This is a genomic window from Streptomyces sp. NPDC054847, assembly GCF_053610925.1.
In genome coordinates this window covers 1-22,320 of sequence record NZ_JBSGZJ010000026.1, presented here as the reverse complement: position 1 = coordinate 22,320, position 22,320 = coordinate 1, and the positions used below count along the sequence as shown (strand labels likewise).

The following is a 22,320-nucleotide window of genomic DNA, read 5'->3' as shown; positions in this document are numbered from 1 at the left end:
GGTCTCGAGCCACACTGCCCACCCTCCGGTCGGGAGCCCGTGCCGGTCGCCGGTGGGGACCGCTGCGGCTCGCTCGCTCCGCTCGCTCATTGTCGTACTACTTCCGCAGCTCGATGACGGTCTTGCCGATGCGGATCGGCGCGCCCAGCGGAATCGGTGTCGGGGTGGTGAGTCGGGTCCGGTCGAGATATGTGCCGTTGGTGGACCCGAGATCCTCGACGATCCACTGGCCGTCACGGTCCGGGTAGATCCTGGCATGCCTGCTGGACGCGTAGTCGTCGTCCAGCACGATCGTGGAGTCGTGCGCCCGGCCCAGGGTGATGGTCTGGCCCTGGAGGGCGACGGTGGTGCCGGTGAGTGTGCCTTCGGACACGACCAGCTTCGTCGGCGCTCCCCGCCGCTGGCGGCCGCCGGCCTGCTGGCGCTGCTGCGGCGGCGCGGCGTTCTGGCGCTGCTGCTGCGGACGCGCGTCGGCGCCGCGGCGCGAACCTCGCTGCGTCACCCGCGTACCGAACAGATCGCTGCGAATGACCTGGACGGCCACGATGACGAACAGCCACAGAACGGCCAGGAAACCTAGCCGCATGACCGTCAGGGTCAGCTCTGACATTGCCCCCGCTTCACCCTTCGGCTTGCCGGTAAACGATGGTGGTGCTGCCCACGACGATCCGCGAGCCGTCGCGGAGCGTAGCGCGGGTGGTGTGCTGCCCGTCCACCACGATGCCGTTGGTGGACCCGAGATCCTGGATCGTCGAGGGCGTTCCGGTCCGGATCTCACAGTGCCGGCGCGATACGCCGGGGTCGTCGATCCGCACATCGGCGTCGGTGCTGCGACCCAGCACCAGCGTCGGGCGGGAGATCTGATGGCGTGTGCCATTGATCTCGATCCAGCGTCGTACTTGTGTGTTCGGCATGGCGCCCGGGCCGGCTGCGCGCTGGCCCGCAGCGGGGCCGGGACGCGGACCCGCTGCCATGCCGGGAGGTGGTGCGGCCGGCATCGGAGGAGCACCGGCCGGAGGGTAACCGTAGCCGCCGGCGGGGCCGGCCACTGCCTGGGGGCCTCCGGCGGGCCGTCCTCCGGGAGCCTGTGACGTACTCGACGCGAGAGTGCGGCTGCGTACCCGGTACAGACCCGTGTCGAGGTCGTCCGCCTTCTCCAGGTGGACCTTGATCGGGCCCATGAAGGTGTAGCGCTGCTGCTTGGCGTAGTCACGGACCAGGCCGGAGAGCTCGTCGCCGAGCTGGCCCGAGTACGGGCTCAGGCGCTCGAAGTCGGGCGCGCTGAGCTCGACGATGAAGTCGTTGGGGACGACGGTCCGCTCGCGGTTCCAGATCGTCGCGTTGTTGTCGCACTCCCGCTGGAGGGCGCCCGCGATCTCGACAGGCTGGACCTCGGACTTGAACACCTTGGCGAAGGTGCCGTTGACCAGACCTTCGAGTCGCTGCTCGAAACGCTTCAGGACTCCCATGGGGCACCTCCTCCGTTGCTGTCGTCCTCGTACTGCTTACTGATCGTATCCACGCGTCGGGAAATCGGCTGGTTCCCCTTGTCTGCCCCGTCGATGAGTGTCACCTCTCACACCGGATCGTAGAGGCGGCCTCCTGACAGTGTCCCGCACCCGGGGTGCATACAGGAGGAGTGGGGGGCGCCGCCGTTCGTTCCCCCGACCGCTCGCTTCGTTCCCTGTTCCTTCCCTGGGCCACCCAAACAAACGGATGTGAATCCACCCTGTGCAGCGTGCTAATCTTCTGCATGTCGCCAGGGGGTCGCACCGAACAGGTGAGGCACTCGAGCACAACACCCAATGCGCGGGTGGCGGAATAGGCAGACGCGCTGGATTCAGGTTCCAGTGCCCGAAAGGGCGTGGGGGTTCAACTCCCCCCTCGCGCACAGCGGAGAAGGGTCTCCACCGGACGAAAGTCCCGGTGGGGGCCCTTTTCGCATGCCTCGGCGCGGCCTGGGACGCAAGCGTCGGTGCGCCGGGCTCCGTTGATGTTTCACGTGGAACGTCCGCGGCCCGGCAACTGATACGGATGTTGACTCTCTCGGCCCGTAGCGGGGTTTTCCACAGGGGCAGACGGCCGTCGGGACCCGGCGGTACCGTCAGGGCACTTGATGTTGATGGCGCACGTCGCCGGGGGAGGCCGCGGACATGAGCGAAACCATGGCGACGGTGTCGGAGCATCGGACCGGGTCCGGCGGGGAGAGTCGTGGCGCAGCCGCCGGCGGTTCCGGCGGGGGGCCGCGTCCACGTATCCCCGTGGTGCCGGGCTTCGCGTCACGCAAGGCGTCGGCCGGCGTGTCATCTCCGAAGGACGTCGGCAAGGCACTGCGTGAGAAGGTGTCACGGTCCTCGCACGACGGGCTTCGGTCTCCGGCGGGGCGTCCCGACGCCGTGCAGGCGGTGGAGGAGTCGAGCCGCGGACGTGTGCCGGAGCTCACTCCGATACGGGTGGGCCGGATGGCGGCCTCACCGTTCGCCTTCCTGCGGGGCGCGGCCGGTCTGATGGCCCACGATCTGGTGGGCACTCCCGTCACCGGTATCGGCGCACAGATATGTGGTGATGCGCACGCCGCGAACTTCGGCCTCTACGGAGACGCCCGCGGCCGGCTCGTGATGGACCTCAACGACTTCGACGAGACCGTCGTCGGCCCGTGGGAGTGGGACCTCAAGCGGCTGGCGGTGTCCCTGGTGCTGGCCGGGCGGGTCGCGGGCGGCAGCGAGGACTCCTGCCGCGCGGCGGCCTTCGACGCCGTGGGTGCCTATCGCCGAACCATGCGTTTGCTGGCCAAGCTGCCGGCCATGGACGCGTGGAACGCCATCGCCGACGAGGAACTCGTCTCGCACACGGACGCGCGGGATCTCCTGGGCACGCTGGAGCGGGTCGCGGCAAAGGCCCGCAACAACACGAGTGCGCGCTTCGCGGCCAGGTCGACCGAGGTCATCGAGGAGGGTGACGAGGCAGGTGGGCGTCGCTTCGTGGACGCTCCGCCGGTCCTGCGCCGCGTGTCGGACGAGGAGGCGGCAGCGGTCGCGGCCTCGCTCGGGGAGTATCTGACCACCGTCGCGGAAGACCGTCGCCCGCTGCTCGCCCGTTATGCGATCCACGATGTGGCCTTCCGCGTCGTGGGGACCGGAAGCGTAGGGACGCGCTCGTATGTGGTGCTCCTCCTCGACCACCGCGGCGATCCGTTGGTGCTGCAGGTGAAGGAGGCCCGTGCCTCCGCGCTCCTCCCGCACCTGGCGTCCGTCGGCCTCCCGGCGCCGGACCCGGAGCACGAGGGACGCCGGGTCGTGCAGGGACAGAAGCGGATGCAGGTCGTCAGCGACAGCCTGCTGGGCTGGACGACGGTGGAGGGTCGCCCCTTCCAGGTGCGGCAGTTCAGGAACCGCAAGGGCAGTGTCGACCCCGCGGCTCTCACCCCCGACCAGCTCGACGACTACGGCCGGATGACGGGGGCGCTGCTCGCCCGTGCCCACGCCCACAGCGCGGATCCGCGGCTGCTCACCGGTTACTGCGGCAAGAACGAGGAGCTCGACGAGGCGGTCGCCGCGTTCGCGGTGACGTACGCGGACCGTACGGAAGCGGACCACGCGGACCTGCTGACGGCCATCAAGAGTGGCCGGACAGCCGCTGAGCTGGGTGTGTGACAACGCGGCCGGCCACGCCCGTAGGCTGGAGCGGTGACTCAGGATGCCGCCGGGGGACCGACGACCCACAACGACGACGACCAGTCCGTGCGGGATGCCGCACAGACTGCCGAGCAGGACCGGCCCGAGGCGCGGCTGGCGAAGGCAGTGGGGGCGGCGGAGCACGCGCTGATCGAGTTCGAGATTGCGGTGGAGACGTTCCGGGTGGAAGTGGAGAACTTCTCGCGGCTGCATCACCAGAAGCTCGGACCGATGTACGCGCGGCTGGACGAGCTCGACGCGCAGATCGCGGAAGCCCGGGCGGCGCGCAGCGGCGATCCGGAAGATCTGCGGAAGGCGCAGGAGGCACGGGCCCTGGTGCTTCCGATGCCCGGCGTCGACGAGCTGTTCCACGACTGGATGGACTCCGACGGCCTCTCCCCCGAGGCCGCGGCGATGCTCACCGATCAGCCCGTGCAGGCGCCGAAGCGGGTCCGGCCGAGCGAAGAGGCACGCAAGCTCTACCGCGAGCTGGCCCGCAAGGCGCACCCGGACCTGGCGCAGGACGACACGGAGCGGGCGCGGCGCGACGAGTTCATCGCGCGCGTGAACGCCGCCTACGGTCTCGGGGACGCGGCGAAGCTGAGGGAGCTCGCGGAGGAATGGGCCGCGGGCCCCGCGCCGGCCGCCCCGCGGCCCAGTGAGCGCGAGGAGCTCTACGCCCGGCTCGAGTGGCTGGCGCAGCGCAAGGAGCTGCTGACCGTGGTCGCCCGGGAGCTGGAGGAGAGCGCGATCGGCGCGATGCTTCGGATGGCGCCCGATGATCCGGACCGGCTGCTGGAGGAGATCGCCGAGCAGCTTCTGGCGCAGGTGGCCGAGCGTGAGGCCGAGCTGGCCGCGCTCGTGCAGTAGGTTTTCCGGAGCCCTCGGCAGTCGGGATCCCGGACCGGACCGCTGCGGTACGGGGGCCGGCCCCCACACGTAAGAGAGAAGGCATCACCCATGAACTTCGCCCCGTTGCCCTCCGTGGAAGCCGCGGCGGTACCGGACGACGCCCTGGTGCTGGACGTCCGGGAGGCCGACGAGTGGGCTGCCGGGCATGTCGAAGGCGCGCTGCACGTGCCGATGAGCGACTTCGTGGCCCGGTTCGGACAGGTGACGGAGGCGCTGGCGGACGGGCGTCGTGCCTTTGTGATGTGCCGGGTCGGCGGTCGCTCCGCGCAGGTCACTCAGTATCTGGTGCAGCAGGGCCTCGACGCGGTGAACGTCGACGGGGGCATGCTCGCCTGGGACGGGGCGGGACGCCCCATGGTCACCGAGAACGGCAGCCCCGCCTTCGTGCTCTGACCGCCCGCGGCCCGGCGGACACGCGGTCCGTCGGCGCCGGGGCGCCTAGTCGAGCAGGTGGGCGGCGAGAAGGTCGCCCAGAGCCTCCTCGTGGGCGGCGGCGGGACCGAGTGAGAGCTCGAGCTGCTTTGCCCAGGCGTGGTACCGGTGGAGCGGATAGTCGACGTCGGCGCCGAACCCGCCGTGCAGATGCTGAGCGGTCTGCACCACACGCCTCACCCCTTCCGACGCCCAGATCTTGGCCACCGCGATGTCACCCGCGGGTGGCAGCGCTCCGCCGGAGTCGGTGCCGATACGCCAGGCGGCCTGCCAGAGTGTGGCCTCCATCGCGCGCAGGTCGATGTACCGGTCGGCAGCCTGAACGGCCACGGCCTGGAAAGTGGCCACCGGGAAGCCGAACTGCTCCCGCCTGCCGGTGTATTCACCGGTCATGGCCAGCACCTGCTCCCCGAGGCCGAGCGCCAGGGCGCAGGTGCCCGTGGCGAGAAGGCCGCGGAGAAACTCCCATGCCTGCTCGTCGTCGATCAGACGGTGTTCGTCGATCCGCACCCCGTCGAGGCGGACCTCCGCCAGGCGCTCGCCGTTGGTGGAGATCTGCTCGGCCAGGGTGAGGCCGTCGTGGATCCGCGGGACGAGGGCGAGGACCGTCCTGCCGCCGCCCGTGTGGGCGGGGACGGCGAGAAAGTCCGCGCACTGTGCCCAGGGCACCGCGGTCTGCGCCCCGTCGAGGATCCAGCCGCCCGCCGGCTCCGCCTCACGGTGTGCGGTGACGGCGAGTTCGGCGGCATCGTGGCCGGTGCGGCCGCTGGCTCCGGCCGTGAGCACCAGGCCGCCGTTTCCGACGCGGGGCAGAACCTCTTCGCAGAGCTCGGCACTGCCGTGGCGCTCCACGGCCATGGCGACGGCGCTCGTCTCCAGCAGCGGCACGCGTGCCAGCACCTTGGCCGACTCACGCAGTACCAGGCAGAGCGCGATGGGATCGAGACCGGCGCCGTCGTGCTCCGGCGACAGCATCAGCCCCAGCAGGCCCGAATCGGCAAGCTGGGCCCACAGCCCACGGTCGAAGTCCTCGGCGACCGCACCGGCGGTCATCGCGGGGCTCGGTACCGCGTCGGGCGCCACTGCCGAGAACACGGCCTTCGCCGCCTCCGCGGCCGCCAGGTGTTCCTCGGTGAAGGTGAAGTCCACTGCCCGCTCCTTCCAACGACCCGCCGTATCTGACGGACCGTCAAGATAGGTCAGGTGGGGCCGGAAAGGAATGGGCGCGGGGGTCGGGAGGGTCCTGTCGGTCGAGGGAGGCGTGGCGGGCGCGGTCGTCGCGGCGCGAGTGGAAGCGGATCCGTGGTCGACGTGGAAGCTCTCCCGGTGCCGCCGCGGCTGGTGCCCGGGGTCTCGGCGGCGCTGTGCAGACGGAGGCCGTGGCCGACCCCGGCCCGGCCCCCCCGACCGACCGGTCGTTCGGTGCATCGGCTTCAATGGTCGGGCGATGGCCCGTAGGGTGTCACCCCTGTGGATGACCGAGGTGACCGACGGGGATCGGGGCGGGGATGGACTCCTACCAGGATGAGGAAGGCAAAGGCGCCGGTTCTCCGGGCGCCGAACCGCCTCCGCTTCCCCCCGACCGGCAGCCGGAAGGCGGCCCTCCGGACGATCGCCACGAGAGCTGGCCGATAGCCCGGCTCCAGCCTTCTCGCTGCATCACCGCGGGCCACGTGCATGTCCCCGGTCCCGCAGGGCCGGTGGACCCTCCGGGCCCGGAGGATCCCGCCGAATCCTCCGGCGCCGTCCCGGCTCATTCCGGGCCGGTAGGCTCCGGCCGAGGAATGGCTGGGCTGTCCCTCCCGTACCAGGTGGCGGCAGCCCTTTCACTCGCGCTGATAGCGGCGGTGGCCTGCACCCACCTGGCGATGGTTTTCCTCCACGTGGCCCCGTCCAACACCGTGACGAAGCAGCACGGCGAGCTGGTGGACTTCTGGGTCTATCCCGAGTTCGAGCAGAACTGGAAACTCTTCGCCCCCAACCCGCTCCAGCAGAACATCGCCGTTCAGGTGCGTGCCCAGTACACGGCCGACGACGGCAGCCGCCGCACCAGCGACTGGATCGACCTGTCCGCGGAGGACGGTGCGGAGATCCGCGGCAACCCTCTTCCCAGCCACGTCCACCAGAACCAGCTCCGCCGGGCCTGGGACTTCTACGTGGGCTCCCACGACACAGGTGACAGTCCCAACGGCCTCCGCGGCCGGCTCTCGGAGAGCTACATCCGCCGCATCGTCATGCTGCGCCTCGAGCGGCACGACCTCGGTGGTCCCGTCGAGCGCATCCAGCTCCGCGCCTCGACGACATCGATCGAGGCCCCTCGGTGGAGCGACGAAAAGATCGACACCCGGCCCGTCCACCGGGAGCTCCCGTGGTGGACGGTCACCCCGGCGGATCTGCCCGGAGGCGCCGACAACAAGGACCGCGCCACCGGCCGGACGGAGGCGGCGCGGTGAGGCAGGCCCAGGAGCGCAGGCTCGCTCGCGCCGTTCAGCGCATCACGTCCACGGCACTCGGCCCGTACCAGAGCGCCGTCGTCCGGATCGGGTTCGGTGCGACGTGGCTGCTGTTCCTGCTGACCGAGTTCCCCCACCGGCACGACCTCTACGGACCCGACGGTCCGTGGAGCTGGGAAATGGGCAAGGAGCTGATCGCGGACAACGACGCGTTCAGCGCCCTCCTGTGGTCCGACAGCACCCTTTGGTTCGAAGTCGTCTACGGCGTCGGTGTGCTGTCCAGCCTGCTCATGGTGCTCGGCTGGCGTACCCGCGCCGTGTCCGTGCTGTTCATGATCGGTGTGCTGTCCCTGCAGAACCGGTCGATCTTCGTGGGCGACGGGGGCGACAACGTCGTCCACCTCATGGCCGTCTACCTGGTGATGACGCGCTGCGCGCAGGTCTGGTCCCTGGACGCGCGGCGTGCGGCACGCCCTTCCGCGAGGGACCGTACGGGCCCGGTCCTGTGGTCCGTGCTGGGCGCCATGCTCTTCGTGGAAACGATCGTGGGCAGAGCCGGCGGGGAGCCATGGATCATGGTCCTGTTGTGGGGCGTGTGGACGGCACAGGGCCTGTGGTGGGCCCTGAACCGCTACGCGCCGGACAGCGAGCCCCGCACCTTGCTGGATGTCCTGGCGAACCTCGTGCACAATGCCGCCCTCGCCGTGATCATGGCCGAGGTCTGCGTGATCTACGCGACCGCCGGCTGGTACAAGATCCAGGGTTCACGCTGGCAGGACGGCACCGCCCTGTATTACCCGCTCAAGCTGGACTACTTCGCTCCGTGGCCGGCGCTCTCGGGGCTCCTCGCGTCCGGCGGGGTGGTGGTCATGCTGCTCACCTACGGCACCGTCATCGTGCAGGTGGCCTTCCCCTTCACCCTGTTCAACCGGCGCGTCAAGAACGTGCTGTTGGTGATCATGATGCTCGAGCACGCCGGCATCGCCGTACTGCTGGGGCTGCCGTTCTTCTCGCTGGCGATGATCGCGGCGGACGCCGTGTTCCTGCCGACCGGCTTCCTGGTCGGCCTGGGTGCCCTGGTGGTGCGCAGACGGGACCGGCTGCTGGCAGGCAGCGCCATTCCGTCCCAGCTGCGGCGCAGAAGCGAGGAGCAGCCCCGTACGCTCGTCGGGTGAGCACCACCGAAGAACCGCTGCAGTACGACGAGGGCTATGCCCCCGAGATCGGCGTCGGCCCCCACCCGCTGCCCTGGCCGCAGGACGAGCGCTACGACCCCGAGCTGCTGGCCGCGGGCGACCGCCGCAACGTCGTGGACCGGTACCGCTACTGGACACGCGAGGCGATCGTCGCCGACCTGGACACCCGCAGGCACGGGTTCCATGTGGCCGTGGAGAACTGGGGCCACGACTTCAACATCGGCTCAGTGGTGCGCACCGCCAACGCGTTCCTGGCCAGGGAGATCCACATCGTCGGACGCCGGCGCTGGAACAGGCGCGGCGCGATGGTCACCGACCGGTACCAGCATGTGCGGCACCATCCGGACACGGCCTCGCTGACGGACTGGGCGGCCGCCGAGGACCTGCCGATCATCGGAATCGACAACCTGCCGGGGGCCGTGCCCATCGAGCGGACGGAGCTGCCGCGCCGGTGCGTGCTTCTCTTCGGCCAGGAGGGCCCCGGACTCACCGAGGAGGCCCGCAAGCACGCGTCCATGGTGTGCTCGATCGCGCAGTTCGGCTCGACGCGGTCCATCAACGCGGGCGCGGCGGCTGCCATCGCGATGCATGCCTGGGTGCAGCGGTACGCCGATGTGCCGGCTCCGCGGGAATGACCGCGGCTTCCATCTGAGAACCCGGGAGCGAGAACTCAGGAGGTCAGGGCGACCTGCCGGACGGGGCCTGTGCGGTGGAGCACGGCCCCGCCCTGAGGGACTACGGGGGTGCGGGCCCCCGCAGTCCCCGCGGCGCGTCAGGCCTGGCGGCGGACCTCCACCACACGGAAGCGGTTGGCGACGAACGCGGCGTCGCACAGGGCCGCGTTCGCGGCGGGGTTGCCGCCGGAGCCGTGGAAGTCGGAGAACGCGGCGGTCTGGTTGACGTACACCCCGCCGGTCAGGTTCAACGAGAGCTGCGCCGACTCCTCGACACAGACGTCCTCGATCGCGCGCTCCGTCTCCGCGGACGTGGTGTAGGCCCCGACCGTCATCGCACCCTTCTCGCGGACCGTGCGGCGCAGGAGGTCCAGGGCGTCGGCCGTGGAGTCCACGGCCACCACGAAGGAGACCGGGCCGAAGCACTCGGAGAGATACGCGGGCTCGTTGTCCGCGGACTCCCAGTACTTACGGGCGCCGTCGAGCTTCACGATCACCGGGGTCCGTACCGTCGCGCCCGGGAAGTCGGGGTTGGGAACCTCCCGCGACTCGAGAGCCACCTCGCCCAGGTCGGCCGCAGCCTCGAGCCGCGCCTTCACATCGGGGTTGACCAGGGCGCCCAGCAGCGCGTTCGCCCGGGCGTCGTCGCCGAGCAGACCGCCGACGGCGGCCGCGAGGTCCGATGCGACCTCGTCGTAGCTCTTAGGGCCCGACTCGGTGGCGATGCCGTCCCTCGGGATCAGGACGTTCTGCGGGGTGGTGCACATCTGGCCGCTGTACAGGGACAGCGAGAAGGCCAGGTTGGACAGCATTCCCTTGTAGTCGTCGGTGGAGTCGATGATGATCGTGTTGACGCCGGCCTTCTCCGTGTAGACCTGCGCCTGACGGGCGTTGGCCTCCAGCCACTCGCCGAAGGCGGTGGAGCCCGTGTAGTCGATGATCTTGATTTCGGGGCGCGTCGCGAGGGTCTTCGCGATGCCCTCGTCCGGACGCTCGACGGCGAGGCAGACCAGGTTCGGGTCGAAGCCGGCCTCTGCGAGCACCTCGCGGGCCACCTTCACGGTGAGGGCCAGCGGGAGCACGGCACGGGGATGAGGCTTCACCAGGACCGGGTTGCCCGTGGCCAGGGAGGCGAAGAGGCCCGGGTAGCCGTTCCACGTCGGGAAGGTGTTGCAGCCGATCACCAGCGCGATGCCGCGTCCAGCGGTCGTGAACGTCTTCCGGAGCTGCAGCGGGTCGCGCTTGCCCTGGGGCTTGGACCAGTCCGCGGCGGCGGGGGTGCGGGTCTGCTCCGCGTACGCGTAGGCCACGGCCTCGAGGCCGCGGTCCTGGGCGTGCGGGCCGCCGGCCTGGAACGCCATCATGAAGGCCTGCCCGCTGGTGTGCATCACCGCGTGCGCGAACTCATGGGTGCGGGCGCTGATCCGGGAGAGGATCTCCAGGCAGACAAGGGCTCGCGTCTCGGGGCCGGCCTCGCGCCAGCCCGCCGTCCCGGCGCGCATCGCGGGGAGCAGTACGTCCAGGTCCGGGTGCGGATACTGGATCCCCAGCTCCGGTCCGTACGGAGAGACCTCGCTGCCGGTCCAGCCGTCGGTGCCCGGCTGGTCCAGGTCGAAGCGGGAGCCCCGAAGCGCCTCGAAGGCGGCCAGGCCGTCGGCGGGTGCGCTCTCGCCGTAGGCCTTGGGGTGCTCAGGGTGCGGAGACCAGTACGCCCGCGTACGGATCGCCTCGAGGGCCTGGTCGAGCGTGGGCCGGTGGGTCTCGGTCAGCTGCATGCGGACCAACTCCTCGTCGAGCTGGGCAGGGGAGTGATGACAGAGTTAGAGTAACCGAACGATCGGTCGGTACAAGGGGGCCTGTCGAACCTGTGGACAACTCATCGGGGAGGATCGCCTCCATGACCGCCATCGACTCCACGACCGCGATCGGCACGAGCCGCACCGTCGCCGTCGTCGGCACCGGAACCATGGGCCAGGGGATCGCACAGGTGGCCCTGGTCGCAGGCCATCCCGTACGCCTCCACGACGCCGTTCCCGGACGGGCCCAGGAGGCCGCGGAGACGATCGGCGGGCGCCTGGACCGGCTCGTCGAGAAGGGGCGGATGACGCCCGCGGAGCGCGACGACGCCCGCGGCCGGCTGCTCCCCGCCACGGACATCTCGGAGCTCGCCGACGCGGCGCTCGTCGTCGAGGCCGTACTGGAACAGCTCCCGGTCAAGCAGGAACTGTTCACGGCGCTTGAGAAGACCGTCGCCGACGACTGCCTTCTCGCCACCAACACCTCTTCCCTCTCCGTCACGGCCGTCGCCGGCACGCTGCGCAGGCCCGGCCGCTTCGTCGGCCTGCACTTCTTCAATCCGGCGCCCCTCCTCCCCCTCGTCGAGGTCGTCAGCGGCCACGCCACCGACGAGGCGGCGGCCGAACGGGCCCTGGCCACCGTCACCGCCTGGGGCAAGACCCCCGTGCGCTGCGCGGACACGCCCGGTTTCATCGTCAACCGCGTCGCGCGCCCCTTCTACGCGGAGGCGTTCGCCGTCCACGAGGAGCGTGGGGCCGACCCGGCGACCATCGACGCGGTGCTGCGAGAGTGCGGCGGTTTCCGGATGGGGGCCTTCGAGCTGACCGATCTGATCGGCCAGGACGTCAATGAAGCGGTCACCCGTTCCGTCTGGGACTCCTTCTTCCAGAGCCCGAAGTTCACGCCGTCGCTGGCGCAGCGCCGGCTCGTCGAGTCGGGCCGCCACGGCCGCAAGTCCGGGCACGGCTGGTTCTCGTACGCACAGGGTGCCGAGCGCCCCCGGCCGCAGACTCAGCCGCCGGCCGCGGCTCCCACGAGCGTGGTCGTGCAAGGCGATCTCGGACCCGCGGAGCCGTTGGCGGAACTGATCGAGCGGGCCGGAATCACCGTCCACCGCAGGGAGGGCGACGGCTGCATATCCCTGCCCGGCGGCGCGGAACTCGGTCTTGTGGACGGGGAGACGTCGTTCGAGTTCGACGACGGGATCGTGTACTTCGACCTCGCCCTGGACTACGAGAAGGCGACGCGCATCGCCCTCTCCACGTCCGAGAGCACGCTCAGGAACATGCCCGGCGCGGTGGAGGAGGCCGTCGGCCTCTTCCAGGCCATCGGCAAGGACGTCTCGCTGATCGGGGACGTACCGGGCATGATCGTCGCCCGTACGGTGGCGATGCTGGCGGACTTGGCAGCCGACGCCGTCGACCGCGGTGTCGCTTCCGGCCCGGACATCGACACCGCGATGAAGCTCGGCGTCAACTACCCGGCCGGGCCGCTGGAGTGGGGCGAGAAGCTCGGCTTCGAGCGGGTGCGTGCGCTGCTCGACGCCCTTCACGAGCGCTACCCCACCGGCCGGTACGCACCGTCCCTGGCCACCGCGCGCCGCGCCCACGCCGACAACGACGAGGCGGCCGGCCGATGACCACAGCCAGGCGGGACGCGTACACGCCGGAGACGCTGCTGACCGTGGCGGTGCGGATCTTCAACGACCGTGGCTACGACGGCACTTCCATGGAGCACCTGTCCAAGGCGGCCGGCATCTCCAAATCGTCGATCTACCATCACGTCGCGGGCAAGGAAGAGTTGCTTCGCCGGGCCGTCAGCCGGGCGCTGGACTCCTTGTTCGCGATCCTCGACGAGAACGGCGCCCGGCATGGTCGCGCCATCGAGCGGGTGGAGTACGTCACCCGGCGGACGGTCGAGGTGCTGGTGGCCGAACTGCCCTACGTGACACTGCTGCTGCGGGTCAGAGGGAACACCAAGACCGAACGCTGGGCGCTCGAGCGTCGCCGTGAGTTCGACCAGCGCGTCGCGGACCTGCTGAAGGCGGCCGCCGCGGACGGCGACCTGCGGGCCGACGTCGACATCCGGCTGGCGACGCGACTGCTCTTCGGCATGGTGAACTCGCTGGTCGAGTGGTACCGCCCGCATCCGGGCGGCGGCTACGACGCGGATCAGGTGGCGGAGACGGTCGTGCAGATCGCGTTCGACGGGCTGCGCACGGACTCCTGATCCGTCCGGCCGCAAGGGGGGAGCGGCATCAGAAGGTTTCCCGGGGCCGGCCGTCAGAGCGGATCGGCATCCTGGCCCGCCGCCGCCGCCGCCGCCGCCGCCGCCGCCCCGGAACCGGGGGCCGGGCCTGGGCCGGGATCGAGGTCCGTCTCCTCGAACACCAGCAGCGTTCGGGTCGACAGCACCTCCGGGATGGCCTGGAGCCTGGTCAGTACCAGTTCCCGCAAGGTGCGGTTGTCGGGCGTGTGCACCAGCAGAAGGACGTCGAAGTCCCCGCTGACGAGCGCGATGTGCGCGGCGCCGGGGAGCGCCTGCAGTTGTTCCCTGACCGTCCGCCACGAGTTCTGCACGATCTTGAGGGTGATGTAGGCCGAGGCCCCCTGGCCGGCCCGCTCGTGGTTCACCCGCGCGCTGAACCCGCGGATCACGCCGTCGTCGATCAGCCGGTTGATCCGGGCGTACGCGTTGGCGCGGGACACATGCACCCGGTCGGCGACGGAGCGTATGGAAGCGCGGCCATCCGTCTGGAGCATGCGCAGGATGTCGCGGTCGATGGCGTCCAGCGGGCGCGGCGGCGGGGTCTGCCCCGTGCGGTCCCCACCGTCGGCCATTTGTTCAGCTGCCATGTCCCCCCGCCTTCCTAGCTTGGACGACCTGTCTCCATCTCATGCTGTGGAGAACCGTTTGTCCACAGGCTGCCCGCGCCTGTAGCCAAAATGCGTCCACGACCGAACAATCGGTAGGTGAGGCGCGCCACACACCCGTGCGCCGCCGCCCCGTGTTCTTCATCGCTTTCGTCGTCGCTCCCACGAGGAGGTGCTCGCGTTGAGAAAGAGCAGCATGACGGTCCAGGAGCTGCCCGGTTCCGCTGCCGCCGCCTACCGGCCCACACCGCCCCCGGCGTGGCAGCCCCGCACCGACCCTGCGCCGCTGCTCCCCGATCCCGAGCCGTACCGCGTGCTCGGCACGGAAGCCGCTGCCTCCGCCGACCCCGAGCTGCTGCTCCGGCTCTACGCGGAGCTGGTGCGCGGCCGCAGGTACAACACCCAGGCGACCGCGCTCACCAAGCAGGGCCGGCTCGCCGTCTACCCCTCGAGCACCGGGCAGGAGGCCTGCGAGGTCGGTGCCGCGCTCGCCCTCGAGGAGCGGGACTGGCTCTTCCCGAGCTACCGCGACACGCTCGCGGCCGTGGCCCGCGGCCTGGACCCGGTCCAGGCCCTGACACTGCTCCGCGGCGACTGGCACACCGGATACGACCCGCACGAGCACCGCGTCGCGCCGCTGTGCACACCCCTGGCCACGCAGCTGCCCCACGCGGTGGGACTCGCGCACGCCGCCCGGCTCAAGGGCGACGACGTCGTGGCGCTGGCCATGATCGGAGACGGCGGCACCAGCGAGGGCGACTTCCACGAGGCCCTGAACTTCGCCGCCGTGTGGAACGCCCCGGTGGTCTTCCTCGTGCAGAACAACGGCTTCGCGATCTCTGTCCCGCTGGCCAAGCAGACCGCTGCGCCCTCCCTCGCCCACAAGGCCGTCGGTTACGGCATGCCGGGCCGGCTCGTCGACGGCAACGACGCGGTCGCGGTGCACGAAGTGCTCGGCCAGGCCGTTGCCCGCGCCCGTCGCGGCGGCGGACCCACCCTCATCGAGGCGGTCACCTACCGCATGGACGCCCACACCAACGCGGACGACGCCACCCGCTACCGCGCGGACAGCGAGGTCGAGACCTGGCGGGCGCACGACCCGATCCAGCTCCTGGAGCGGGAGCTGACCGAGCGGGGACTGCTCGACGACGGGACCAAGCAGGCCGCCGCCGAGGCGGCGGAGACCATGGCGGCCGATCTCCGGGAGCGGATGAACGCCGACCCGGTGCTGAACCCGATGGCTCTTTTCGAGCACGTCTACGCCCGGCAGACCACGCAGCTGCGTGAGCAGGCCGCGCTGCTCCGGGCCGAGCTGGACGCTGAGGAAGAGGCACGATGACCACGGCCGCGGTGAAGCCCGCAACCATGGCCCAGGCCCTGCAGCGCGCGATGCGCGACGCGATGGCCGAGGACCCGACCGTCCATGTCATGGGAGAGGACGTCGGCACGCTCGGCGGCGTCTTCCGGGTCACGGACGGGCTCGCCAAGGAGTTCGGCGAGGACCGGTGCACGGACACCCCGCTGGCCGAGGCGGGCATTCTCGGCACCGCCGTCGGCATGGCGATGTACGGACTGCGGCCGGTCGTGGAAATGCAGTTCGACGCCTTCGCGTACCCGGCGTTCGAGCAGCTCATCAGCCATGTCGCCCGCATGCGCAACCGCACGAAGGGCGGCATGCCGATGCCGATCACCGTGCGCGTGCCGTACGGCGGCGGGATCGGCGGAGTCGAGCACCACAGCGACTCCTCCGAGGCGTACTACATGACGACCCCGGGCCTGCACGTCGTCACTCCGGCCACGGTCGAGGACGCGTACGGACTGCTGCGTGCCTCCATCGCCTCCGACGACCCCGTCGTCTTCCTCGAGCCCAAGCGGCTGTACTGGTCCAAGGCGGAGTGGTCGCCGGAGGCGCCGGCGGCTGTGGAGCCGATCGGGCGTGCCGTGGTGCGCCGCTCCGGGCGCAGCGCCACGCTCATCACCTACGGCCCTTCCGTGCCGGTGTGCATGGAGGCGGCGGAGGCCGCGGCGGCGGAGGGCTGGGACCTGGAGGTCGTCGACCTGCGTTCCCTGGTGCCGTTCGACGACGAGACGGTCTGCGCGTCGGTGCGGCGCACCGGCCGGGCGGTCGTCGTCCATGAGTCGACCGGCTTCGGCGGACCCGGTGGAGAGATCGCGGCCCGGGTGACCGAGCGCTGCTTCCACCACTTGGAGGCGCCGGTGCTCCGGGTCGCCGGTTTCGACATCCCGTACCCGCCGCCGATGCTGGAGCGGCATCATCTGCCGGGAGTCGACCGCGTGCTGGACGCGGTGGCGCGGTTGCAGTGGGAGGCGGCGAGCTGATGGCCCAGGTGCTCGAATTCAAGCTTCCCGATCTCGGGGAAGGGCTCACCGAGGCGGAGATCGTCCGCTGGCTGGTGTCGGTCGGCGACGTGGTCGCGATCGACCAGCCCGTGGTCGAGGTCGAGACGGCCAAGGCCATGGTGGAAGTGCCCTGCCCGTACGGCGGCGTGGTGACCGCTCGCTTCGGCGAGGAAGGCACGGAGCTGCCCGTCGGCGCACCGCTGATCACCGTGGCGGTAGGGGCTACGGAGACCCCCGGCGCGGATGCGTCCGCCGCCGGTGGAGGTGCGGCGCCCGCGCGTCCGGAAGCCTCCCCGTCGTCCGGAGACAGCCCGGAGTCGTCCGGCAACGTCCTGGTCGGTTATGGGACCGGCGCTCCCGCTGCGCGGCGACGCCGCATCCGGCCCGCGGCTCCGGCAGCCTCGGTCGTGGAGCAGACGCACGGCCCCGGCCGGGATGCCGGACACACAGCAGCTCCGGCTCAGGTCCGGTCGTCCGCCACGCCCCCCACTGCCGGCGGGACGTCCACCGTCGCACCGAGCAAGGGCCACGGCGCCGCGGCCGTGGCGCAGGACGGTCCGGTGGCCGTCATCTCTCCCCTGGTCCGCAAGCTCGCACGCGAGCACGACGTCGACCTGCGGGCGCTCACCGGCTCGGGCCCCGACGGCCTGATCCTGCGGGCCGACGTCGAGCGTGCCCTGCGTGCTCCCGAGACGGTCGCCGCGCCGCCCGCCGCCGCGGCAACTGCCGGCAAGGCGCAGGGCGAGCGTGTCCCGCTGCGCGGGGTGCGCGGCGCGGTCGCCGACAAGCTGTCGCGCAGCCGTCGCGAGATCCCGGACGCCACCTGCTGGGTCGACGCGGACGCGACCGAACTGATGGCCGCACGCGCCGCGATGAACGCCGCGGGCGGACCGAAGATCTCGCTGCTGGCGCTGCTGGCCCGCATCTGCACCGCCGCCCTGGAGCGCCACCCGGAGCTCAATTCCACGGTCGACATGGACGCCCGGGAGATCGTGCGGCTGCCCGGAGTGCACCTCGGCTTCGCGGCGCAGACCGACCGCGGACTGGTCGTTCCCGTCGTGAAGGACGCCCACAAGCGCTCGGCGGAGTCGCTGACGGCCGAGTTCGCCAGGCTCACCGAGGCAGCCCGCCAAGGGGCGCTCACCCCGGCGGACCTGACCGGCGGCACCTTCACGCTGAACAACTACGGAGTGTTCGGTGTGGACGGATCCACGCCGATCATCAACCACCCCGAGGCCGCGATGCTCGGCGTCGGCAGGATCGTGCCGAAGCCGTGGGTGCACCAGGGCGAACTGGCCGTCCGGCAGGTCGTCCAGCTCTCGCTCACGTTCGACCACAGGGTCTGCGACGGCGGCACCGCCGGAGGGTTCCTGCGCTACGTCGCCGACTGCGTGGAGCACCCCTCGGTGCTGCTGCGCACCCTCTAAGGAGCAGACACAGCCGCGGAGGGCCCGCGGCGGCAGAAAGATCGAACCGGGCCTCCCCGCCCGCAGGATCGCGGACCATACTTCAGGAATGACCGCGACTACCGCGTACGACGCCATCGTGCTCGCCGGAGGTGCCGCCAAGCGGCTGGGCGGGGCGGACAAGCCGGCGGTGAGCGTGGGCGGGCGGGCCCTGCTCGACCGCGTTCTCGCGGCCTGTCGTGACGCCGGCCGCACCGTGGTCGTCGGCGGGCGCAGGCCCACCGCCCGTCCCGTCGTGTGGGCGCGCGAGGAGCCGGCCGGAGGCGGCCCGCTGGCCGCGCTCGACGCCGGCGTACGGCACACCGCGGCCGAGTCCCTCCTCGTGCTCTCGGCCGATCTTCCGTTCCTCCGTGAGGGGACGGTGCGCAGACTGGTGGACGCCCTCGCCGCGCGGGACGGCGAGGGCGTCGTTCTGACCGACGTCGACGGCCGTGACCAGCCCCTCGTGGCCGCTTACCGCGCTGAGCCCCTTCGACGTGAACTTGCTCTCCTCGCAGCCGAATACGGGAGCCTTTCCGGGCTGCCGCTGCGTCTACTGACCCGAGAACTGGACCTGGCCCGGATCGAGTCCGACCCTCTCGCCTCCTTCGACTGCGACACCTGGGAGGACATCTCAACAGCCCGGGCCCGCATCAGGGAGCATGTGAACGTGCTGGACGAATGGATCAACGCAGTCAAGGACGAGCTCGGCATCGAGCTGGACGTCGACACCCATGTCCTTCTCGACCTCGCCCGCGACGCCGCCCACGGCGTCGCGCGCCCCGCCGCACCACTGACCACCTTCCTGGTGGGCTACGCGGCGGCCAAGGCAGAGGGCGGACCTGAGGCTGTCGCGGAGGCCGCCCGCAAGGCGGCCGCGCTGGCTGCACGCTGGGCCGAGGAGGCGGAGCAGGGCGCCCGGCCGGACGACCCGGCAGCGGGCGCGAGCGGTGGTGACGCAGCCCGATGACCGGTCACGATAGCCAGGCCGCGGCAGCGGCCGGCAACGAGCAGCCGGCGCCCACCGCCGGCGCGGCCTCACCCGACGCGGGCGACCTGGACGGGGTCGACGAAGCGCTGGCCCTGGTCGGTCCGAGGCCGGGTGACGGAACCGGCCCGTCCGTAGACCCTGCCCATCCCGCGGGCGACGCCCGCCCGCACCGCCACCGCGCTGCCCCATGGCCCGACGCACGGTCCCTGGCCGCACAGGCCGGTCACGCGGCCGTCCCCCGTACCCACCGCGTGCCGCTGGACGAGGCGCTGGGGCAGGTGCTCGCCGAGCCGCTCACGGCACTGTGCGACCTTCCCTCCTTCGACACCTCCGCCATGGACGGCTGGGCGGTGGCGGGCCCCGGTCCCTGGGCGCTCCAGGGTGACGGATCGATCCTCGCCGGCCATGGCGACAGCGGGCCGCTGCCCGACGGCACGGCGGTACGGATCGCCACAGGCGCCCGCGTTCCTCCGGAAACCACCGCCGTCATCCGCAGTGAACACGCCCGGGTCGACACCGCCGCGCAGCAGCTCCACGCCGATCGTGAGGTGATCCCCGGACAGGACATCCGCCCCCGAGGCCAGGAGTGCCGGACGGGCGACCGGCTGCTGCCGGCCCTGGCCGTGGTGACACCGCCGGTGCTCGGGCTCGCAGCCGCCGCCGGATACGACGAACTGGTCACGTTCGCCCGTCCCCGCGTGGAGATCCTCGTACTCGGCGACGAGTTGCTCACCTCCTCCCTGCCCCACGACGGCCTCATCCGTGACGCTCTCGGGCCGATGATCGGTCCGTGGCTGCGTGCCCTGGGCGCGGAGGTACTGGGCACACGCCGGCTCGGAGACGACGCCGAGGCCCTCCACAGGGCGGTCACCACCTCCGAGGCGGACGTGGTGGTCACCACGGGCGGTACGGCGGCCGGCCCCGTCGACCATGTCCATCCGGTCCTGCGGAAGGCGGGGGCGGAGCTGCTGGTCGACCAGGTCGCGGTACGGCCCGGGCATCCGATGCTCCTGGCGCGGCTGGCTCCGGGGAAGTACCTGGTGGGCCTGCCGGGCAATCCCCTGGCCGCAGTCTCCGGTCTCCTGACGCTGGCCGAGCCGCTGCTGCGCGGCCTCGCGGGCCGGCCCGCCCCAGCGCCGTACAGCGCCCCCCTGAAGGGCGAGGTGCACGGCCACCCGCACGACACCCGGCTCGTTCCCGTCGTGCACCGGGAGGACCGGCTGGTCCCCCTGCACTACAACGGCCCCGCCATGCTGCGAGGCATCGCGGCTGCGGACGGGCTCGCCGTCGTCCCTCCGGGAGGCGCGAGAGCCGGCGACGACCTGGAGGTTCTCGACCTGCCCTGGGCCACCTTGGCGCCTTGGACTTCCTCGGACGCGGGAAGGTGTTTCACGTGAAACTTCCCGGCCAGGACGCCATGGCCCGGCATGCGGATGAGCACCTCGTCAGCGGCCGTGTGAAACTGCCCCGGCGAATCGTCGAGCGCCCGCTGCGCCAGGTGAGCAAGCGGCTGCTGATGGCGCTGATGGTGCTCGCCATCACGGTGTTCATCGTCTGGACCGACCGAGCCGGCTACCACGATAATTCGGACGAAAAGGTCACGTTCCTCGACGCCATCTACTACGCCACGGTCACTCTCTCCACCACCGGCTACGGAGACATCGTTCCGTACAGCGACGGGGCACGGCTCACCAACGTGCTGCTGATCACGCCGCTCCGCGTTCTCTTTCTCATCATCCTGGTCGGCACCACTCTCGAGGTCCTCACGGAACGCACCCGGGAGGAGTGGCGGCTGAACCGCTGGAGGTCCAACTTGCGTGAGCACACCGTCATCGTCGGCTTCGGCACGAAGGGACGATCGGCGATGCAGACGCTCTGTGCCACGGGGCTGAGGAAGGACCAGATCGTCATCGTCGACCCGAGCGCCAAGGTGATCGAAGCCGCCAACGCGGAGGGTTTCGTCGGCGTCGTCGGCGACGCGACGCGCAGTGACGTCCTGATCCGTGCCGAACTGCAGAAGGCCCGGCAGATCGTGGTCGCACCCCAGCGGGACGACACCGCGGTCCTGGTCACCCTGACCGCCCGCCAGCTCAACCGTGGCGCGAAGATCGTCGCCGCGGTCCGCGAGGAGGAGAACGCTCCGTTGCTCCGTCAGTCCGGGGCGGACGCAGTGATCACCAGCTCCGGCGCGGCCGGCCGACTGCTCGGCCTGTCCGTCCTGAGCCCCAGCGCGGGAACGGTGATGGAGGACCTGATCCAGCAGGGCAGCGGTCTCGATCTGATCGAGCGTCCGGTGATAAAGGCCGAAGTGGGCCGCAGTGTCCGCGAGACGGAGGACCTGGTCGTGTCCGTGCTGCGCGGCCACCGCCTGCTGGGATACGACGATCCAGCCGCGAGCCCGCTGCAGCTCACCGACCGGCTCATCACCATCGTGCGGGCGCAGAACGACTCCGCACCGAACTCGTCCGAGTAGCCTCGCCGCCATGTATGCGATCACGATTCCCGAGCCCGGCGGTCCCGAAGCACTGGTCTGGGCGGAAGTCCCCGATCCGGTGCCCGGTGAGGGCGAAGTCCTCGTCGATGTCGCGGCGAGCGCGGTGAACCGCGCGGATCTGCTGCAACGGCAGGGCTTCTACGACCCCCCGCCGGGATCTTCCCCGTACCCCGGCCTCGAATGTTCGGGCCGGATCTCGGCCGTGGGACCCGGTGTCTCCGGCTGGGCCGTCGGCGACGAGGTGTGCGCGCTGCTGGCGGGCGGTGGCTACGCGGAGAAGGTGGCCGTGCCCGCGGGGCAGTTGCTCCCTGTCCCGGACGGCATGGACCTGATCACGGCCGCAGCGCTGCCCGAGGTGACGGCCACGGTGTGGTCGAACGTGTTCATGATCGCCCATCTGCGACCCGGCGAGACGCTTCTCGTCCACGGCGGCGCCAGCGGGATCGGCACCATGGCCGTACAGCTGGCCAAGGCCGTGGGCGCGCGGGTGGCCGTCACCGCAGGGAGCCCCGAGAAGCTTGAGCGCTGTGCAGAGCTGGGCGCCGACTTCCTGATCAACTACCGCGAGCAGGACTTCGTGGAGGAGATCGGAAAGGCCACCGGTGGGGCGGGCGCCGACGTCATCCTCGACATCGTCGGCGCGAAGTACCTGGACCGGAACGTAAAGGCGCTGGCGGTCAACGGCCGGCTCGCCGTCATCGGTCTCCAGGGCGGCGTCAAGGGCGAGTTGAACCTCGGCGCTCTGCTGCGCAAGCGTGCAGCCGTCACCGCCACATCGCTGCGCGGCAGGCCGCTGGGCGAGAAGGCGGCGATCGTGGCCGCCGTGCGCGAACACGTCTGGCCCCTGATCGGCGGGGGACGTGTGCACGCGGTCGTGGACCGCAAGGTCCCGCTCGCGGACGCGGCGGAAGGCCACCGCGCGCTGGAGTCCGGGGAGCATGTGGGCAAGGTCCTGCTGATCGCACCGGGTCAGGCCTGAACAACCCCGGTCCGGGGGTCAGCGCACGCGGACGAGGGC

The 22,320-nt window shown here is 71.0% G+C and carries 20 protein-coding genes and 1 tRNA gene; 16 read left to right on the top strand and 5 right to left on the bottom strand.

What is annotated here, in order from left to right; all coding sequences use genetic code 11:
- Positions 1 to 97: 97 nt before the first annotated feature.
- Positions 98 to 610 carry an FHA domain-containing protein FhaB/FipA gene (locus tag ACWGH4_RS05475; RefSeq protein ID WP_441263370.1) on the bottom strand — a complete coding sequence of 171 codons (513 nt, stop codon included), beginning with the start codon at positions 608 to 610 and terminating at the stop codon, positions 98 to 100.
- Positions 611 to 620: 10 nt separating this feature from the next.
- Positions 621 to 1,469 (bottom strand): FhaA domain-containing protein, encoded by an 849-nt coding sequence (locus ACWGH4_RS05470; RefSeq protein ID WP_441263371.1) that lies wholly within the window; start codon positions 1,467 to 1,469, stop codon positions 621 to 623.
- A 338-nt stretch (positions 1,470 to 1,807) separates the two neighbouring features.
- Here ACWGH4_RS05470 and ACWGH4_RS05465 point away from each other — a divergent pair.
- The 4 genes from ACWGH4_RS05465 to ACWGH4_RS05450 all read left to right on the top strand — a co-directional run bounded on the left by ACWGH4_RS05465 (position 1,808) and on the right by ACWGH4_RS05450 (position 4,979).
- Positions 1,808 to 1,891: transfer RNA gene (locus tag ACWGH4_RS05465), tRNA-Leu, on the top strand.
- Positions 1,892 to 2,153: 262 nt separating this feature from the next.
- Positions 2,154 to 3,653: a DUF2252 domain-containing protein gene (locus ACWGH4_RS05460; protein WP_453455895.1), complete on the top strand. Its 1,500-nt coding sequence runs from the start codon at positions 2,154 to 2,156 to the stop codon at positions 3,651 to 3,653.
- A 33-nt stretch (positions 3,654 to 3,686) separates the two neighbouring features.
- Positions 3,687 to 4,544, top strand: a complete 858-nt coding sequence (locus ACWGH4_RS05455; RefSeq protein ID WP_453455892.1) for a hypothetical protein — start codon at positions 3,687 to 3,689, stop codon at positions 4,542 to 4,544.
- 90 nt (positions 4,545 to 4,634) lie between these two features.
- Positions 4,635 to 4,979: a rhodanese-like domain-containing protein gene (locus ACWGH4_RS05450; protein WP_453455889.1), complete on the top strand. Its 345-nt coding sequence runs from the start codon at positions 4,635 to 4,637 to the stop codon at positions 4,977 to 4,979.
- A 45-nt stretch (positions 4,980 to 5,024) separates the two neighbouring features.
- Here the strand turns inward: ACWGH4_RS05450 and ACWGH4_RS05445 are convergent, their stop codons facing one another.
- Positions 5,025 to 6,167, bottom strand: a complete 1,143-nt coding sequence (locus ACWGH4_RS05445) for an acyl-CoA dehydrogenase family protein (RefSeq protein ID WP_453455886.1) — start codon at positions 6,165 to 6,167, stop codon at positions 5,025 to 5,027.
- Between the two features lie 635 nt (positions 6,168 to 6,802).
- On the opposite strand from ACWGH4_RS05445, the gene ACWGH4_RS05440 reads away from it, so the two are divergent.
- From ACWGH4_RS05440 to ACWGH4_RS05430, 3 genes are read left to right on the top strand one after another with little or no spacing between them, the layout of a single operon-like run.
- Positions 6,803 to 7,471, top strand: coding sequence for a DUF5819 family protein (locus ACWGH4_RS05440; RefSeq protein ID WP_453455883.1), 669 nt, complete (start codon positions 6,803 to 6,805; stop codon positions 7,469 to 7,471).
- A complete protein-coding gene (locus tag ACWGH4_RS05435; protein WP_453455880.1) occupies positions 7,468 to 8,646 on the top strand; it encodes an HTTM domain-containing protein in 1,179 nt (392 codons plus the stop codon). The genes ACWGH4_RS05440 and ACWGH4_RS05435 overlap by 4 nt, the downstream gene beginning before the upstream one ends.
- Entirely contained in the window at positions 8,643 to 9,302 is a 660-nt protein-coding gene (locus ACWGH4_RS05430) for a TrmH family RNA methyltransferase (protein WP_441263378.1), read from the top strand. The genes ACWGH4_RS05435 and ACWGH4_RS05430 overlap by 4 nt, the downstream gene beginning before the upstream one ends.
- 137 nt (positions 9,303 to 9,439) lie before the next feature.
- Here ACWGH4_RS05430 and paaN read toward each other — a convergent pair whose 3' ends face one another.
- The gene (paaN, locus tag ACWGH4_RS05425; protein ID WP_453455876.1) at positions 9,440 to 11,116 is read right to left on the bottom strand and encodes a phenylacetic acid degradation protein PaaN; all 1,677 of its coding nucleotides are present in this window, start codon (positions 11,114 to 11,116) and stop codon (positions 9,440 to 9,442) included.
- A 122-nt stretch (positions 11,117 to 11,238) separates the two neighbouring features.
- Between paaN and ACWGH4_RS05420 the strand changes: the two genes are divergently transcribed.
- Complete coding sequence (locus ACWGH4_RS05420) at positions 11,239 to 12,777, top strand: 3-hydroxyacyl-CoA dehydrogenase (RefSeq protein WP_453455873.1); 1,539 nt, start codon at positions 11,239 to 11,241, stop codon at positions 12,775 to 12,777.
- Positions 12,774 to 13,367 (top strand): TetR/AcrR family transcriptional regulator, encoded by a 594-nt coding sequence (locus ACWGH4_RS05415; protein WP_453455870.1) that lies wholly within the window; start codon positions 12,774 to 12,776, stop codon positions 13,365 to 13,367. The genes ACWGH4_RS05420 and ACWGH4_RS05415 overlap by 4 nt, the downstream gene beginning before the upstream one ends.
- A gap of 53 nt (positions 13,368 to 13,420) precedes the next feature.
- Here the strand turns inward: ACWGH4_RS05415 and ACWGH4_RS05410 are convergent, their stop codons facing one another.
- On the bottom strand, positions 13,421 to 13,978 hold the full coding sequence (locus ACWGH4_RS05410) for an Lrp/AsnC family transcriptional regulator (RefSeq protein WP_453455925.1): 558 nt from the start codon (positions 13,976 to 13,978) through the stop codon (positions 13,421 to 13,423).
- Positions 13,979 to 14,207: 229 nt separating this feature from the next.
- Between ACWGH4_RS05410 and pdhA the strand changes: the two genes are divergently transcribed.
- The 7 genes from pdhA (at position 14,208) to ACWGH4_RS05375 (ending at position 22,281) form a co-directional block, all read left to right on the top strand.
- A complete protein-coding gene (gene pdhA / locus ACWGH4_RS05405; RefSeq protein ID WP_453455922.1) occupies positions 14,208 to 15,350 on the top strand; it encodes a pyruvate dehydrogenase (acetyl-transferring) E1 component subunit alpha in 1,143 nt (380 codons plus the stop codon).
- On the top strand, positions 15,347 to 16,351 hold the full coding sequence (locus ACWGH4_RS05400) for an alpha-ketoacid dehydrogenase subunit beta (protein WP_453455867.1): 1,005 nt from the start codon (positions 15,347 to 15,349) through the stop codon (positions 16,349 to 16,351). The genes pdhA and ACWGH4_RS05400 overlap by 4 nt, the downstream gene beginning before the upstream one ends.
- A complete protein-coding gene (locus ACWGH4_RS05395; RefSeq protein ID WP_453455865.1) occupies positions 16,351 to 17,799 on the top strand; it encodes a dihydrolipoamide acetyltransferase family protein in 1,449 nt (482 codons plus the stop codon). Before ACWGH4_RS05400 ends, ACWGH4_RS05395 begins: the two co-directional genes overlap by 1 nt.
- Positions 17,800 to 17,887: 88 nt before the next feature.
- Positions 17,888 to 18,787: an NTP transferase domain-containing protein gene (locus ACWGH4_RS05390; protein ID WP_441263384.1), complete on the top strand. Its 900-nt coding sequence runs from the start codon at positions 17,888 to 17,890 to the stop codon at positions 18,785 to 18,787.
- The gene (locus ACWGH4_RS05385) at positions 18,784 to 20,205 is read left to right on the top strand and encodes a molybdopterin molybdotransferase MoeA (RefSeq protein WP_453455862.1); all 1,422 of its coding nucleotides are present in this window, start codon (positions 18,784 to 18,786) and stop codon (positions 20,203 to 20,205) included. Before ACWGH4_RS05390 ends, ACWGH4_RS05385 begins: the two co-directional genes overlap by 4 nt.
- Complete coding sequence (locus tag ACWGH4_RS05380; RefSeq protein WP_453455860.1) at positions 20,202 to 21,281, top strand: potassium channel family protein; 1,080 nt, start codon at positions 20,202 to 20,204, stop codon at positions 21,279 to 21,281. Before ACWGH4_RS05385 ends, ACWGH4_RS05380 begins: the two co-directional genes overlap by 4 nt.
- Before the next feature lie 10 nt (positions 21,282 to 21,291).
- Positions 21,292 to 22,281 (top strand): NAD(P)H-quinone oxidoreductase, encoded by a 990-nt coding sequence (locus ACWGH4_RS05375; protein WP_453455857.1) that lies wholly within the window; start codon positions 21,292 to 21,294, stop codon positions 22,279 to 22,281.
- Positions 22,282 to 22,320: the final 39 nt, after the last annotated feature.

Bases quoted from the DNA above. Each gene is read 5' to 3' on its own strand.
- ACWGH4_RS05475 (WP_441263370.1), bottom strand. From the start codon at position 610: ATGTCAGAGCTGACCCTGACGGTCATGCGGCTAGGTTTCCTGGCCGTT.
- ACWGH4_RS05470 (WP_441263371.1), bottom strand. From the start codon at position 1,469: ATGGGAGTCCTGAAGCGTTTCGAGCAGCGACTCGAAGGTCTGGTCAAC.
- ACWGH4_RS05460 (WP_453455895.1), top strand. From the start codon at position 2,154: ATGAGCGAAACCATGGCGACGGTGTCGGAGCATCGGACCGGGTCCGGC.
- ACWGH4_RS05450 (WP_453455889.1), top strand. From the start codon at position 4,635: ATGAACTTCGCCCCGTTGCCCTCCGTGGAAGCCGCGGCGGTACCGGAC.
- ACWGH4_RS05440 (WP_453455883.1), top strand. From the start codon at position 6,803: ATGGCTGGGCTGTCCCTCCCGTACCAGGTGGCGGCAGCCCTTTCACTC.
- paaN (WP_453455876.1), bottom strand. From the start codon at position 11,116: ATGCAGCTGACCGAGACCCACCGGCCCACGCTCGACCAGGCCCTCGAG.
- ACWGH4_RS05420 (WP_453455873.1), top strand. From the start codon at position 11,239: ATGACCGCCATCGACTCCACGACCGCGATCGGCACGAGCCGCACCGTC.
- ACWGH4_RS05415 (WP_453455870.1), top strand. From the start codon at position 12,774: ATGACCACAGCCAGGCGGGACGCGTACACGCCGGAGACGCTGCTGACC.
- ACWGH4_RS05410 (WP_453455925.1), bottom strand. From the start codon at position 13,978: ATGGCCGACGGTGGGGACCGCACGGGGCAGACCCCGCCGCCGCGCCCG.
- pdhA (WP_453455922.1), top strand. From the start codon at position 14,208: ATGACGGTCCAGGAGCTGCCCGGTTCCGCTGCCGCCGCCTACCGGCCC.
- ACWGH4_RS05400 (WP_453455867.1), top strand. From the start codon at position 15,347: ATGACCACGGCCGCGGTGAAGCCCGCAACCATGGCCCAGGCCCTGCAG.
- ACWGH4_RS05395 (WP_453455865.1), top strand. From the start codon at position 16,351: ATGGCCCAGGTGCTCGAATTCAAGCTTCCCGATCTCGGGGAAGGGCTC.
- ACWGH4_RS05390 (WP_441263384.1), top strand. From the start codon at position 17,888: ATGACCGCGACTACCGCGTACGACGCCATCGTGCTCGCCGGAGGTGCC.
- ACWGH4_RS05385 (WP_453455862.1), top strand. From the start codon at position 18,784: ATGACCGGTCACGATAGCCAGGCCGCGGCAGCGGCCGGCAACGAGCAG.
- ACWGH4_RS05375 (WP_453455857.1), top strand. From the start codon at position 21,292: ATGTATGCGATCACGATTCCCGAGCCCGGCGGTCCCGAAGCACTGGTC.